This window comes from Mucilaginibacter sp. NFX135 (assembly GCF_048565145.1).
Lineage (GTDB): Bacteria > Bacteroidota > Bacteroidia > Sphingobacteriales > Sphingobacteriaceae > Mucilaginibacter.
Genome location: NZ_CP183412.1, coordinates 5,496,560 through 5,510,244, shown reverse-complemented (window position 1 = coordinate 5,510,244; position 13,685 = coordinate 5,496,560). Strand labels below are relative to the sequence as shown.

The window sequence follows — 13,685 nt, the reverse complement described above, 5'->3', positions numbered from 1 at the left end:
CATGGGCTATTACTCTTTGGAGAGGGTTGGGGTGAGTCGAAATAATTTTATTTTATCCATACCTAAAACGATTTATAGAAATTTATATTTGCTTTATTGAACCTTCAATATACCAATTATACTTATGGACAATAAACCGCTAAGAAGCAGGGGCTGGTTTGGCAAAACGGGCAAGGATGGCTTTATTTACCGGGCCTGGATGAAAAATCAGGGTATCCCGGCACATCAGTTGCAGGGCAAACCGGTTATCGGTATTTGCAATACCTGGTCGGAGCTTACGCCTTGCAACGCTCATTTCCGCGAGTTGGCCGAATCTGTAAAAAATGGTATTTATGAAGCCGGTGGTTATCCGGTAGAGTTCCCGGTGATGTCATTAGGTGAAACTTTGATCAAACCCACGGCCATGTTATACCGCAACCTGGTGAGTATGGATGTGGAAGAATCTATCCGCGCCAACCCGCTGGATGGCGTGGTGCTGCTTTGCGGCTGCGATAAAACCACGCCCGCGCTCATTATGGGGGCCTGCAGTGTGGATATCCCAACTATTGTAGTTTCGGGTGGTGCTATGCTGACAGGTAAATACAGGGGGCAAGACATCGGCACCTCAGATATCTGGCGCTTTTCCGAAGATCACCGCGCCGGTCACATGAATGATGAGGACCTGTATACTGCCGAAGCCTGTATGGCCCGTAGTCGTGGTCATTGCGCGGTGATGGGTACGGCATCAACCATGGCTTGTATGGTAGAGTCGTTGGGCTTGTCATTGGCCGAGAACGCTGCCATTCCTGCAGCTGATTCACGCAGAAAAGTGCTCGCCCACTTGTCGGGTAACCGTATTGTGGAGATGGTTCGGGAAGATCTGAGGCTATCTGATATCCTTACCCGCCCGGCTTTTGAAAATGCCATCAGCGTAAACGCGGCTATTGGTGGTTCAACCAATTTTATTATTCACCTGCTGGCCATTGCGGCCCGCATCGGGGTTGATCTGAATATGGACGACTTTAATACTACCGCCCAACGTATCCCGCTGCTGGCCAATCTGCAGCCATCGGGTAAATATTTTATGGAGGATTTTTATTACGCCGGTGGACTGCCAGCCCTGATGAAAGAACTGCATGAAGTACTGCACGGCGATACCATAACTGTAACCGGCCAGCCTATTAAAGATAACTACGAACATGCCGAATGTTTTAACCGCGAGCTAATAGCCAGCTGGAAAAAGCCATTTAACGAGGTAGCCGGTATAGTAGTGCTGAAGGGCAATTTGTGCGAAAATGGTGCAGTCATGAAACCATCCGCAGCGAGTACCGAACTGATGATCCACACAGGCAGGGCCATTGTGTTTGAGGATATTGAGGACTACAAAAATAAGATCAACGACCCTAACCTCGAGGTGGACGAAACCAATGTGCTGGTGCTCAAAAATGTAGGCCCTAAAGGCTATCCCGGTATGCCAGAGGTTGGTAATATGGCCATCCCCAAAAAACTATTGGATAAGGGTGTGCGCGATATGGTGCGCATATCAGACGGGCGCATGAGCGGTACTGGCTTCGGCACGGTGGTACTCCATGTATCGCCCGAAGCTGCTGTAGGCGGTACACTGGCTATTGTACAGGATGGCGATATCATCAGCCTGGATGTTTACGCGGGCACATTACACCTGGACGTAAGCGACCAGGAAATAGCAGCCCGCAAGGAGCGACTGGTGCTGCATACCAACATAGCCAAACGTGGGTATGTACACCTGTACCAAACCCATGTGGAGCAGGCCCACCTCGGCGCCGACTTTGACTTTTTAAAAGGCGGCTCGGGCAGCGAGGTGGTGCGGGATTCGCATTGATTAATTAGTGAATTATTGATTTAGTGAATTAGTGATTAGGGAGTAAATTAATTAGCTAATTAATGATTTACGGCTGGAAGAGGAAAATAATAAAAGAATCCCCTCTTTCCGCCGTAGGCGAAGAGAGGGTGGTCGAACGAAGTGATGACCGGGTGAGTCTACTCATCGTAATACAATCAAAAATATGACGTCAAATAATTTTACCGGGCAGGTAGCCATTGTAACGGGGGCAGGGCAGGGCATTGGTTTTGAAATTGCCAAACAAATATCCTTGCAGGGCGCGGCAGTATTGGTTAATGATGTGAGCCCGCAACTGGCTGCCGAGGCTGCCGAGGCTATCAACAGGCTTGGTGGTAACTGTATCGACCTGCCCGGCGATGCTGCCGATATTGATTTTATACAGCAAATGGTTGATACGGCGGTACAACAGTTTGGCAAATTGACCATAGCCATAGCCAACGCGGGCATTACCCTGTTTGGCGATTTTTTGAATTACCCGGCACAATCATTGCAAAGTGTCATGAACCTCAATTTGCAGGGTAGTTTTTTCCTGGCGCAGCGTACAGCTCAGCAAATCATCAAACAAAAAAGTGGCGGCAGTATCCTGTTTATGTCATCAGTAACGGGGCACCAGGCGCATAAAGATCTGGCGGCCTACGGCATGACCAAAGCCGGACTCGAAATGCTGGCCAAAAGTTTGGTCGTGGAATTATCGCCATTTCATATCACGGTAAATACCGTAGCCCCTGGCGCTACTTTAACCGAGCGCACCATGGAAGATGCCAGTTATAAAGATACATGGTCGCGCATTACTCCTATGGGCCGGCCGGGCACGGTACAGGATGTAGCTAATGCTGTATTGTTCCTGGTATCGCCGCAGGCTACCCAAATCACCGGGCAAAATATCGTGGTTGATGGCGGCTGGTCGGCGGTTAGCGCATCACCTTATTAGAGAGTGGTGAATAGGGAGTGGTGAGTAGTTGATTTGGAAATGTTTAACTTATAATCAATAGGCTATCATGCTAATGGTCAAAATCTTAACAAAACTCACTGCTAACTACTCACCGCTCCCTATTCACCATTCACCACTCACCAACTTACTCAAAAACTGCTCTTAATTTCATCCATTCGGGGTGGCGTTTCAGGTAGGCTTGTATGTAAGCGCATAGGGGTACCATTTTCAGGTTATGCTGTTCCATATAGGTAAAAGCCTTCTCTACCAGTGCCGCCGCAATGCCCTGGCCTTCCATTTCCTCGGGTACTTCGGTATGTATCAGGTATACCACATCGCCTCTTAACTTATAATCAATAAATGAGCTGGTACCGTTAACCGTGAGTTCAAAGTGATGAATAGCTTCGTTATTGATCAATGGAATATCTTCGTACTTCATATTTATTGAGCATTATTTAAATACAATTATATGGTTTGGTAACATAAATATCCTTGTTATATCTAAGGTAAAGTTATGAACAAGCTTTGATTTCGTAATAGTAAACAACTTTAATAGGTAATATTTTACATGCCGTTCAATAAATCAGCCCAGAATACGTTTGGTACAGCGGGTTACTTTGTAAAACTAAAAGGCTTTAGCAAGTTGCTTATTTTTTTAATTTTTTAATTAGTTTTGATTTGTATTTATATATTTATAACAAGACCTTAAAGCAATTTGGACCTTCCCAGAAAATGAAAGCCATTGTGAAACAAAATAAGCACATATTATTACAGCTTGCGCTTTTGTTTTTTGTTACAAGCGGCTCGGCGCAAGTAAGCTTTCAGCATGCTAAAACTAAGGTTAAAAAGAAACCAATACCCACCTTGTTTAGGCCCGCGGTACAGGGAAGCGAGCAATTTAAAGAGTTTTTGCAGCTTTTGGCACAGGCCAATGCCACGTTCACCTTCCCCAAAGGATTTAAAGAAATACCAGCTACCAACAATGAGGACTTTTCTTTTGATTATGCCATGGAAATGCCCGGGAAGGGGTTTGAAGTATGGTTCCAGGTAAAATCGCAAAAAGAAAACTGGGCCAGTTATGAACGTTCGCAGAATGATAAAGGCCGTCAGTTGGCCAACCCCGATTCTTTATATGGAGAGATGGGCAAGGCTCATGCGATAGCCCTTACCGGCGACAATAATTATTTTGAGCGTAAGCTGCCGCAAAACGTGCTTGACCGCTACAATGCCGATGCCGGCAAATCATACCTGCTTAACCTACTCGATCTGCCTGCCACCAAACATTATAAGTACGCCCTGTTAATTACCCTGATGCGCAGTCATACCGGTATCATTTTAATGGTATGCTTTGCCAATGAAAAAGATCCCGAGTTTTTTAAAAATATTGATAAGGCCGGCAATAGCCTGAAGTTTAAAATGTAAGGGGAATAGCTGTAATTTCCAACGCTCAAGAATCGACTCACCCGACATCGCTTCGCTTGTCACCCTCTCTCCGGCTTTGCTGTAAAGAGGGATTTTGAAGGTTTTTCTACCCTCTTTACGCCGTAGGCGAAGAGAGGGTCATCCAGCATAGCGCAGATGGGGTGAGTCGACTCCACCACAAATGTTAATAAGTTGACAGTTTTGAACCCGAAGTTCAATACTTAAACTATATTTTTGCAGCTACGTGCATTTTTTGCACTGGTTTAAAAAAATCTACTTTATAAATGGCAGACGCAGTTAATTATAGTGAAGATAGTATCCGCTCGCTGGATTGGAAAGAACATATCCGTTTACGCCCCGGCATGTACATTGGTAAACTGGGCGATGGCTCGGCTTATGATGATGGTGTATACGTGTTGCTCAAAGAGATCGTTGACAACTCAATAGATGAGTTTGTGATGGGATCGGGCAAAACCATTGAGGTAAGCATGAGCGATCATAAAGTATCCGTACGTGATTATGGCCGCGGTATACCCCTGGGTAAAGTGATCGATTGCGTATCCAAGATCAACACCGGTGGTAAGTATGACAGCAAGGCCTTCCAGAAATCGGTAGGTTTAAATGGTGTGGGTACCAAGGCGGTTAACGCGTTATCTAATGTTTTCATTGTACAATCATACCGCGACGGACGCACCAAACTGGCCGAATTTGCTAAAGGCGAACTGATCCGCGATGAGGCTGAAAAGGAAACCACCCAGCGCAACGGTACCGCCATTAACTTTACACCCGACGATACCATTTTCCGCCATTACCGCTTTATACCGGAGTTTGTGGAAAGCATGATCTGGAACTATGTGTTCCTCAATTCGGGCTTAACGATTAATTTTAACGGACAAAAATATTTTTCAGAACGGGGCCTGTATGATCTGCTTACCCGCAATACCGATGTGGAAACCCTGCGCTATCCTATCATTCACCTCAAAGGCGAAGACATTGAGATAGCCATGACCCACGGGCAGGCCTACGGCGAAGAATATTATTCCTTTGTGAACGGACAAAATACTACCCAGGGTGGTACACACCAGGCGGCTTTCCGCGAGGCCGTAGTGAAAACAGTTCGGGAGTTTTATAAAAAAGAATACGATGCGTCGGATATCCGCGCTTCTATTGTGGCGGCTATCGCTATTAAGGTTCAGGAGCCGGTGTTTGAATCGCAAACCAAAACCAAGCTGGGCTCGCAAAACATTGGTCCGGATGGACCATCGGTACGTGGTTTCATCAATGATTTTGTAAAAAAAGAGCTCGATAACTACCTGCATAAAAACCCGGCTGCTGCCGATGCCCTGTTAAAACGCATCCTGCAATCGGAACGCGAGCGTAAGGATATTGCCGGCATCAAAAAGCTGGCCAATGAGCGCGCCAAAAAAGCATCGTTACATAACCGTAAACTGCGCGATTGTAAGCTGCATTTTGAAGATACGCACGAACGCCGCCAGGATACCACACTGTTTATCACCGAAGGTGACTCGGCCAGCGGATCCATTACCAAATCGCGCGATGTGATGACCCAGGCGGTATTCAGCTTAAAGGGTAAGCCGTTAAACTGTTACGGACTCACCAAAAAGGTAGTATACGAAAACGAAGAATTTAACCTGCTACAGCATGCCCTGAATATTGAGGACGGTATCGACGGTCTGCGTTATAATAATATTGTGATAGCTACCGATGCCGATGTGGACGGTATGCACATCCGCTTGCTGCTGATGACCTTCTTTTTGCAATTTTTTCCAGATCTGGTGAAAGCCGGCCACGTATCCATACTGCAAACGCCATTGTTCAGGGTACGCAATAAAAAAGAAACCATTTACTGCTACAGTGACGAGGAACGCCGCAACGCCATTGCAAAACTGGGCAACAAGCCCGAGATAACCCGCTTTAAAGGTTTAGGTGAGATCTCACCCGAGGAATTTGGTTTGTTCATTGGCAAGGATATCCGCCTGGATCCGGTGATCCTGAAGGATGCCAACATCAAAGGCCTGCTGGAATATTTTATGGGCAAAAATACGCCAACCCGTCAGCTGCACATCGTTAACAACCTGCGTGTTGAAAAAGATGATGAAAGCATTAACCCGCTGGTAGCAGAAGAAGCCGAAACCCTGGCCCTGCCGGTAGCGGTATAAGCTTAAGCGAGATATGATTTTGTAAGAGGCTCATGTAAATGCGTCTCTTTTTTTATGTCAAAGATTTCAATCAAAAGCCAGGCCCCGCGCGATTCCCTTCCCCGGGAGGGGGAGGTTTAAAACTTTTTAAAGTTTTAAAAACACGCCAAAACTGCCTTGGAATTTGTTAAAAAGTGTTAAAATGAGGGTTTTTCGATCAATTTTGCGATGTTTTTACACTGTTTTTGATCTGAAATTTGTTAAAATTTAAGGTTTAAAAAGTTTTTGGAGGATAGCTTAGGTAATCGGGATCTAATAAATCCTGTCAAATCTTTTAATCCTGTTAAAAAATCCTTATCTTGTTTCCCCCGCTTTTTTCGGGACGAATATTTATGACCAACCATGAAATAAAAATCGCTTTTGATGAATATGATTCATTAAAAGAACTACCCACCGCCGACCGCGAGTTGTGCCTGGAGGCAACCGAAGCGTTAAAGAACTCACATTCACCATATTCAAAATTCCGGGTAGGCGCGGCCCTGCGTTTACAAAGCGGTAAAATTATTTATGGCAGCAATCAGGAAAACGTGGCTTATCCATCGGGCCTGTGTGCCGAGCGTGTGGCCCTGTTTTATTGGGGCGCCAATCACCCCGACGATCCGGTTGTGGCCATGGCTGTTACCGCCCAAACAGATGAATTTGCGCTCACCAAACCAGTAACCTCCTGTGGCTCATGTCTGCAGGTGCTCGCCGAAGTAGAAAAAAAGCAAAACAAAGCCATCAAAATTTTATTGTTTGTAGAGGGCGGCCCGGTATGGGTAATAAAAGGTATCGAAAACCAATTGCCATTTTTATTTTTTGAAGAACGACTATTATCAAGTCAATAATCGAAAGTATTAAGTTTAAAGTGAAAAACAAAAACAGACCTTTAACTTTGGACTCAAGACTTTAGACTTATCTTAGCATCATGAAATTGAAAATATTTTTGTTTTTGCTTGGTTGTGTTTTTATAGGCAAAGTATCTGCACAACAGGGTTTTCCGTTTGATAACGAGATCCGGGCCTTTAAGCATCAAGATAGCCTAAGCTTCCCTAAACCGAGTGGTATATTGTTTATTGGCAGCTCATCCATCCGTTTATGGAGCGATCTGGAGCAGCGTTTTCCAACCGAGCCCATTATTAAGCGGGGTGTGGGCGGTTCAACACTGGAACAATTGGTTGACTACTATACCCCATATATTCTGTTCCCATATCAGCCACGCAAGATATTTATCTATGCCGGCGAAAATGATATTGCCGCTGGTAAGTCGGCCCTTTTTGTGGCCAAGGAGTTTGCTAAATTATGGCCCCTGCTGCATCAAAAATTGCCCAAAACCGAGATCTATTATCTATCCATAAAACCAAGCCCTGTGCGCGCCAAATATTATGCAACGGTGGCACAGGCAAATGAGCTGATCAAAACGTACCTGAAGGATAAACCTAACAGTCATTTTGTGAACCTGGTTAATGTAATTTATAAACCCGGCACTACCACACCTGATTCCAGCCTGTTCAAAAGCGATTACCTGCATTTGAATGCAAAAGGATATGATAAATGGCAATCGGTTTTGCAACCGATGGTAAAATAAAAAAAGCCCCGATATGCGGGGCTTCACTACCTGGGCTATTACACTAAACCAGATCTATTTAAAAACACTGTACACGCTGGTGATCTTCCATCCTTTACCCGTGTTGGCAATGGTTACATAATTGCTGCGTACAAACCTTTCGTACTGCATATCAACTTTTACAACAGTGATATCTGAGTTGCTTTGGATGATGGTGGTACTGGTAGTACAATCCTGTTCCACATTTTTGTTAAGTCTTAAGGATTGAAATATTTCGTCGCGGGTAAAGGTGATGATCTTTTTACCGCTCAGCAGGCTAAACTTGGCATTTTGGTCTACCACATCGTTCAGTCCTTGCAATTTACCGCGGGTTATGGCATCAACATAGGTGTTGATGGCAAAGGCCCTGGTCAGGTTATCTCCGTCGCCATAAGGGAGGGCTTTGGCGGCGCTGCCTACTACCAGTAGCGCAAGGCCGAGTACTATTGATTTTAAAGTTTTCATATTGTTGTTGGTGATTGATCAATGATTAAATTATATCTATAAGACAACACTTATTTTCAATACGTTACAAGAAAATCAATAAAAACCAATAAAAATAAAAAGCCCCGCTGGGCGGGGCTCTCTACTTACATATTAACACTAAACTAAAACTAAACTCTTATTTAAAAACGCTGTACACGTTGGTGATTTTCCAGCCTTTGCCGGTATTTGATACAGTTACAAAATTGCTGCGGGTAAAGCCGTCATATTGCATATCAACTTTAATAACGGCAATAGCTTCGTTGCTTTCAACTATTGATGTGGTAGTAGTGCAAGTTTGCTCGGTACCTTTAGATGCGTTTAATGATTGGATCATCTCATCTTTATTAAAGTTTAAAACGGTTTTGCCGCGTAACATGCTGAATTTAGCATCCTGATCAATCACTTCACTCAGGCCTTTTAATTTACCATGGGTCATGGCGTCTATGTATGTGCTGATGGCATAATTTTTAGTTAAATTTTCACCTTCGGTGTAGGTATTTGCTTTGGCAGCAGTGCCTATAACTAATAAGGCTAAGCCTAATAATATTGATTTTAAAGTTTTCATTGTATTGCTGTTTAAGGTTATTTATTATTATTAATTAATTTTTATATCCATAAGACATCTGCACTATGCCTTACGTTACAGAATATGTTAGAAATTTTGTTGATTTAACATAAATTTAATATATTACTGGTTTTTTTAGATTCCTGGCAATAGAAGCTGCCTTAAACCTCGCTATGATTGATTTTAATACCATTATTTTGCAATTTGCAGAACAAGGCGAAAAAACCGGCTGGACTTATATCGAAATTCCGGCCGATCTGGCCCAGCAAATGAAGCCTGGCAATAAAAAATCATTCAGGGTAAAGGGGAAATTGGACGAGATGCCCATTGCCGGTATGGCCTTAATGCCCATGGGCGAAGGCAACTTTATTATGGCCCTGAAACGGGAAATATGTAAAGGCCTACACAAACACCGGGGTGCTATGCTTAGGGTACGTTTGGAGCCCGATAACGATTATAAGGTTGAGATTCCGGCCGATCTGCAGGAGTGTTTTGACTTTGAACCCGAAGCCAGTGAGTTCTTTTTTACCCTTGCACAAGGCCATCGCGATTATTTTATTAAATGGATCAATAGCGCCAAAACCGAAAATACACGCGCTAACCGCATAGCCAATACCATTGAAGCCATGCTGCATCGCCAGGGTTATCCCGAAATGATAAGAGCGCTGAAAAAGGCGAGGGAGTAGTTTGCTTATCTTATTGCCCTGTTGCGGCAAGTGTTAATAACGATTTGAAATTGACAAGTTCCTTACTGGTGTTTTTGCCGGGATTTAAAGCTGCAATTCTAACAGCAGCATCCTGCCCCTGTTTAATTTGCTGCTTATTCCAAACTTTCACATTAGTTCGGTTTAAATAGTACAGTCCGTTAATAATACCATCGGGCGAAAGTGTTGTTATATTATCCGGGTTGTATAGGTTTAGTACCATAGTTATGGCAGGTGAAGATGAGGCATACTTGTTTTCCAGTTCGCCAACAGCTTTTATCCGGTCTGCAGCGCTTGAAGTATCGATCTTGGATACCAGGGCGGTTATCTCTTCGTTACCTATCGCTTTTAAAGCTTTTAGCCCGCTTTGACCCACGCTCTGCAATAAAGTATCACCAGAGGTTTGGAGGGCCGAAAACAGCTTTTTTGACTCCGCATCGGTTAGCGCGAGGGTTATTAAACCAACAGTGAAGTTCTTTTTTCGTTTATCAACATCATTTAAATCGTTATAAAGGCTATAAACCCATTTATAACGCTCAACCCGTTCTTTTGATTCTTCCACTTTTGTGGAGCGGTCTTTAAAGTCGGTCTCCAACTGATCTAAGCGAACTTTGTTTGAAGTAGTGTAAATGGTAAGTATAATAGTGATTATTGAAGTAATAACTCCTATCCAGGCGGTTACGGTACTTGAAAAAAGTGGCTTTCCGGTTTGCCCGGTACGGTTGTCCACATCTTTTGTTTCAGCTGTTGGCATAAGAGCAGGATTTAATGAAAGTTAAAATAATTGACTTATTAAAATTTGACCCAATTACAATCATTTCTTATATTATTTTTCACCGTAAATTACCAGTGCACTTGAATCGATTATCACATCTCCTTCGGGATATTTTTGATCTACAGCAAGATAAACCTCTCTTTTTATTTTTTCTTTTGTTGCCTCATCAGCTTTGCTTAATGCGGCAACAACTGGAGCGGCTATTTCGGTCATCATGATCCAGTAGGTATCGGTTGTATAGCAATTAAGCTTTCCGGCAATCTCTTCTTGCGTAATGTTTTTTAACCCTGCCTGGGAAAACAGGTCGGCAATAAGACCATCCTTGGCACAGCGAAACATACCTGGTGCGCCGGGTGGAGGGGCAGGTAGTTCCATGTTTTTATTAATGGTGCCCATAGTGGCAGTAATCCAGAAATTCTTCTCTGGAACATTCCAAACCGAAACGGCAATTTTTCCGCCAGGTTTGAGCACCCGAAACATTTCTTTAGCTGCCAATAACATATCAGGAAAAAACATAAACCCAAACCGGCAACTTATAGCATCAAATGTATCATCGGCAAAAGGAAGTTCGCAAACATCACAAGCCTTAAATTCAACATTTTTAATACCTTTTTGGTCAGCATTTTCGCGGGCTATTTCCAGCATATCCTGAGACAGATCCGTGATGATCACTTTTCCACCATTCAGCATACCTGCAATAGTTAATCCCGGTTCTCCGGTTCCTCCTGCCACATCCAGAATTATCTGGCCGTTTTTAGGATCGATCGATCGGATAATTTCATCACCCACGGGCTTTAAAAAATCCATCGTAAGATCATTCCATTTTTTCCAGCCTGATGAAAATTTATTCCATGACTCTTTTTGCTGTTCGCGGATTTGTTCAAATTGTTTTTCCATCTGTTTTCTTTTGTGTTTTAAGGAAAATTTGTATGCCCGTATTTATGGTTTCCTCTTCTCCTTCCAATTTTTTGGGAAGGGGATATCGATCATTTTGATGGGTTTAAAATCGGGTATTTTATAACCGGTTCCCGAAGTATTGTACAGGAAAAACGGATCGGTTTTAAAGTGTTCATAATCCGCGGTCATCTGGGCTTTGAGTTTTAACAGTCGGTTTTCGTATTCGTTATCATATGGGGTACCCGTACTTTTATCCAGCAGCCTGTCAATATATTCTATCAAATTATAGCAGGTAGTAAACTGGCCGCAGGCTATCAGGCAGGCCTCTGTATGTTGCTGCTCGGCCGATTTTTTATCGAACCATAGTGTGGTCCCCATATTGTAAGCGGTTTGAGCTACTATCTGCATATCAGCACTGGGATTAAGGGCGCCCGGTGTGATCATATACTGATGGTTACCCTGGCCTCGGTTAATATCATTGGAGAATGAGAGATCATAAAGGTGATTACCCTTACCGCGGTTGTTCCACTGGGTGCTGCCATAAAATTTGTCATAAAGCAACTGTCTGATGCGCTTTAAAAATATGCTGGTATTGAGCATCAACACAGATTGGGCCCGGGTATTGAGCATATGTATGAGGAGGCTGATAGATGTTTTGGAAAAATAACTGACCAGTATGTGGATGATCTGCTCGGTAAAGTTGCGTTTTAAATTCATCCCTGCGGATGCTTTTGATACGCTGAACAACTGATGCCTTACATATAATACACCGGATACCCATATAAAGGGAATAGGTATAAATAAAGCGCTGGCAATTATCCATGGCGTGCTGTGGTGGCTTATCCCATACCAAACCCCCGTTAGGGCGGCAAGTAAAATAGCAGCGGTAATATAAAATACACCCCAAAGATTCAGTTCATAACCTTTACTTATTTTAGGTAATACATAAGGGTGTATGTAATGGCTGCCCACGTCATTCACCAGCATCAATTCGAAATAAGGGAAACTGGTTTTTTTGTCGAGCCGCCGGCCATCCGCTTCCATCATGCTTTGCAAACCCTGGTTATCGGTAATACCGCCGTCCATGAGGCCAAACTGTTTATGCTCTATAAATTCGGCTTCTTCTTTGTCGCCGGTTTGCGGTACCAGGGATAGCGCGTTTTTTAGTTCGTGAATGTTTAAATGCTGGTGCGTAAAATCGTTAGGGTAGATGATGGGCTCAAATCCGGCCGGGAAACAGGATGACGCGGCCAGTACATCGCCCAGTTTTATTTTACCGGCAACAGCGCTATCCACATAAATAACCTCGTTGCCATATCTAAATTGCTCATCTTTACCCTTGTCCGGGACAAGCTTGATGTTTTGCCGGAATGATTGGCCGGTATAAAATTCGGTGGTATTAAAACAAACCTCCTGGAGATGGGCTGTAGGCGATACGCCACGGCAAAGCGACTCCAGCGTTAGGCCGTCAAATAAATATTGGTCGTATGCAAGCGCGAAGGAATTGATAATGTTACGGGTTTTTTGCGGTCTGTTTTTCCAGTGCTTTTTATCTGACAATATTTCTAATGATTGCCTTAGCAGATCGTCGCCGTTAAGCCCGGCAGATAATTTGGTATAAAATTGCCCAAAGGTTTTACCCTGTGCGTTGTATAATGCATACAAGGTAGTAGTAATAGTGCCGCCCGAAGCAGATGACAGATAGCGAACCTGCTGTAAAAGTGTTTGGCCGAAAAGTCCATCGGTATCATCGTCAAAGGTTACTTTATTCAGGTATGATAATACACCCAATGCAAACGAAGCCGCGCGGAAGCCGCCGCCAGAGAATGCCAGCGCTATATTTTCAAAAGGCTTAATATAATCAACTTCACGTTTGTTCTCCGCTAATGTATCGGGCATGGTGTTTGCCATAAAATGTTGGGTTTAGTGACAATAAAATTAGGTAATAAAACACATTCCGGTATACGTAAAAATACCTTATTTAAAGGGGAATATCACGTATAAAAGCCTCAGCCCGGCCCTCTCCAAAGGAAAGGGCTTTGCGTTGCATATTGTTTTTAACCCCATTTGGAGAGTAATAGTCCATGAAGAGGCTGCTATCCAAAAAGGGTGTCATGCTGCCCCGTCGAAGCATGGCGCTCGACCCTTCGACGAAGCTCAGGGTGACAGCCCCTTTTTTCGTGTTTTTCTTTCATTATGCCTTTTCATGGGTATTATTCTTCATTGGAGAGGGCAGTGTA

Annotated in this window: 13 protein-coding genes; 7 read left to right on the top strand and 6 right to left on the bottom strand. The window is 43.7% G+C overall.

What is annotated here, in order from left to right:
• Nucleotides 1–124: 124 nt before the first annotated feature.
• Together ACNURT_RS23010 and ACNURT_RS23005 are read left to right on the top strand one after the other, a co-directional pair.
• Nucleotides 125–1,840, top strand: coding sequence for an IlvD/Edd family dehydratase (locus ACNURT_RS23010; RefSeq protein ID WP_419699653.1), 1,716 nt, complete (start codon nucleotides 125–127; stop codon nucleotides 1,838–1,840).
• Nucleotides 1,841–2,024: 184 nt separating this feature from the next.
• Nucleotides 2,025–2,792: an SDR family NAD(P)-dependent oxidoreductase gene (locus ACNURT_RS23005; protein ID WP_419699652.1), complete on the top strand. Its 768-nt coding sequence runs from the start codon at nucleotides 2,025–2,027 to the stop codon at nucleotides 2,790–2,792.
• Nucleotides 2,793–2,937: 145 nt separating this feature from the next.
• Here ACNURT_RS23005 and ACNURT_RS23000 read toward each other — a convergent pair whose 3' ends face one another.
• Entirely contained in the window at nucleotides 2,938–3,231 is a 294-nt protein-coding gene (locus ACNURT_RS23000) for a GNAT family N-acetyltransferase (protein WP_370999425.1), read from the bottom strand.
• A 293-nt stretch (nucleotides 3,232–3,524) separates the two neighbouring features.
• Between ACNURT_RS23000 and ACNURT_RS22995 the strand changes: the two genes are divergently transcribed.
• From ACNURT_RS22995 to ACNURT_RS22980, 4 genes are all read left to right on the top strand, one after another.
• Nucleotides 3,525–4,214 carry a hypothetical protein gene (locus ACNURT_RS22995; RefSeq protein ID WP_419699651.1) on the top strand — a complete coding sequence of 230 codons (690 nt, stop codon included), beginning with the start codon at nucleotides 3,525–3,527 and terminating at the stop codon, nucleotides 4,212–4,214.
• Between the two features lie 284 nt (nucleotides 4,215–4,498).
• The gene (locus tag ACNURT_RS22990; protein ID WP_370996206.1) at nucleotides 4,499–6,394 is read left to right on the top strand and encodes a DNA topoisomerase IV subunit B; all 1,896 of its coding nucleotides are present in this window, start codon (nucleotides 4,499–4,501) and stop codon (nucleotides 6,392–6,394) included.
• A 371-nt stretch (nucleotides 6,395–6,765) separates the two neighbouring features.
• The gene (locus ACNURT_RS22985; protein WP_370996207.1) at nucleotides 6,766–7,260 is read left to right on the top strand and encodes a cytidine deaminase; all 495 of its coding nucleotides are present in this window, start codon (nucleotides 6,766–6,768) and stop codon (nucleotides 7,258–7,260) included.
• Between the two features lie 80 nt (nucleotides 7,261–7,340).
• Complete coding sequence (locus ACNURT_RS22980) at nucleotides 7,341–8,000, top strand: GDSL-type esterase/lipase family protein (RefSeq protein WP_419699650.1); 660 nt, start codon at nucleotides 7,341–7,343, stop codon at nucleotides 7,998–8,000.
• Between the two features lie 54 nt (nucleotides 8,001–8,054).
• Here ACNURT_RS22980 and ACNURT_RS22975 read toward each other — a convergent pair whose 3' ends face one another.
• Entirely contained in the window at nucleotides 8,055–8,483 is a 429-nt protein-coding gene (locus tag ACNURT_RS22975; RefSeq protein ID WP_370996209.1) for a nuclear transport factor 2 family protein, read from the bottom strand.
• A 157-nt stretch (nucleotides 8,484–8,640) separates the two neighbouring features.
• A complete protein-coding gene (locus ACNURT_RS22970) occupies nucleotides 8,641–9,069 on the bottom strand; it encodes a nuclear transport factor 2 family protein (protein WP_370996210.1) in 429 nt (142 codons plus the stop codon).
• Between the two features lie 173 nt (nucleotides 9,070–9,242).
• Between ACNURT_RS22970 and ACNURT_RS22965 the strand changes: the two genes are divergently transcribed.
• Entirely contained in the window at nucleotides 9,243–9,755 is a 513-nt protein-coding gene (locus ACNURT_RS22965) for a YdeI/OmpD-associated family protein (RefSeq protein ID WP_419699649.1), read from the top strand.
• A 10-nt stretch (nucleotides 9,756–9,765) separates the two neighbouring features.
• Here the strand turns inward: ACNURT_RS22965 and ACNURT_RS22960 are convergent, their stop codons facing one another.
• From ACNURT_RS22960 to ACNURT_RS22950, 3 genes are all read right to left on the bottom strand, one after another.
• Nucleotides 9,766–10,527, bottom strand: coding sequence for a hypothetical protein (locus ACNURT_RS22960; protein ID WP_419699648.1), 762 nt, complete (start codon nucleotides 10,525–10,527; stop codon nucleotides 9,766–9,768).
• A 72-nt stretch (nucleotides 10,528–10,599) separates the two neighbouring features.
• A complete protein-coding gene (locus ACNURT_RS22955) occupies nucleotides 10,600–11,445 on the bottom strand; it encodes a class I SAM-dependent methyltransferase (RefSeq protein ID WP_419699647.1) in 846 nt (281 codons plus the stop codon).
• A gap of 42 nt (nucleotides 11,446–11,487) precedes the next feature.
• Nucleotides 11,488–13,356: a patatin-like phospholipase family protein gene (locus ACNURT_RS22950; protein WP_419699646.1), complete on the bottom strand. Its 1,869-nt coding sequence runs from the start codon at nucleotides 13,354–13,356 to the stop codon at nucleotides 11,488–11,490.
• Nucleotides 13,357–13,685 lie beyond the last annotated feature (329 nt).

Coding starts and splice junctions, on each gene's coding strand:
- ACNURT_RS22980 (WP_419699650.1), top strand. CDS start 7,341: ATGAAATTGAAAATATTTTTGTTTTTGCTTGGTTGTGTTTTTATAGGC.
- ACNURT_RS22965 (WP_419699649.1), top strand. CDS start 9,243: ATGATTGATTTTAATACCATTATTTTGCAATTTGCAGAACAAGGCGAA.
- ACNURT_RS22975 (WP_370996209.1), bottom strand. CDS start 8,483: ATGAAAACTTTAAAATCAATAGTACTCGGCCTTGCGCTACTGGTAGTA.
- ACNURT_RS22990 (WP_370996206.1), top strand. CDS start 4,499: ATGGCAGACGCAGTTAATTATAGTGAAGATAGTATCCGCTCGCTGGAT.
- ACNURT_RS22960 (WP_419699648.1), bottom strand. CDS start 10,527: ATGCCAACAGCTGAAACAAAAGATGTGGACAACCGTACCGGGCAAACC.
- ACNURT_RS23005 (WP_419699652.1), top strand. CDS start 2,025: ATGACGTCAAATAATTTTACCGGGCAGGTAGCCATTGTAACGGGGGCA.
- ACNURT_RS23000 (WP_370999425.1), bottom strand. CDS start 3,231: ATGAAGTACGAAGATATTCCATTGATCAATAACGAAGCTATTCATCAC.
- ACNURT_RS22950 (WP_419699646.1), bottom strand. CDS start 13,356: ATGGCAAACACCATGCCCGATACATTAGCGGAGAACAAACGTGAAGTT.
- ACNURT_RS22985 (WP_370996207.1), top strand. CDS start 6,766: ATGACCAACCATGAAATAAAAATCGCTTTTGATGAATATGATTCATTA.
- ACNURT_RS22955 (WP_419699647.1), bottom strand. CDS start 11,445: ATGGAAAAACAATTTGAACAAATCCGCGAACAGCAAAAAGAGTCATGG.
- ACNURT_RS22970 (WP_370996210.1), bottom strand. CDS start 9,069: ATGAAAACTTTAAAATCAATATTATTAGGCTTAGCCTTATTAGTTATA.
- ACNURT_RS22995 (WP_419699651.1), top strand. CDS start 3,525: ATGAAAGCCATTGTGAAACAAAATAAGCACATATTATTACAGCTTGCG.
- ACNURT_RS23010 (WP_419699653.1), top strand. CDS start 125: ATGGACAATAAACCGCTAAGAAGCAGGGGCTGGTTTGGCAAAACGGGC.